This window comes from Gilvimarinus sp. 1_MG-2023 (assembly GCF_030548285.1).
Genome location: NZ_JAUOSC010000635.1, coordinates 1 through 313, shown reverse-complemented (window position 1 = coordinate 313; position 313 = coordinate 1). Strand labels below are relative to the sequence as shown.

Below are 313 nucleotides of genomic sequence, written 5' to 3'. Positions count from 1 at the left end.
GCTTAACTTAGGCAACAGCGCCGCGCGTCAAAACGACCCGATCCGCGCACAAAGCCATTATCAGGCGCTTTTGGCGGCCGCCCCGCCTACGGAGCCCGAGCTCGGCGACGAATACCTCGCCCTGCGCGACAAAGCCCTGACCGCGTTAGGCTACAGATACTTGCAACAAAAAGACTTTGCCTCGGCCAAGGCGGCGTTCCGCCCGGTAAGGCTCGAGACGGCCTGTGCCAACCGCGCCCTGCTCGGCTATGGCTGGAGTGCCGCCAGCTATCTAGACTATGTTCTCGCACTAAAACCTTGGCAGGCGCTGCGC

General features: G+C 62.3%; 1 pseudogene. It reads left to right on the top strand.

Features of this window, described 5'->3' with window-relative positions:
• A pseudogene (locus Q4563_RS18410) lies at positions 1-313 on the top strand (hypothetical protein); the annotation flags it as partial.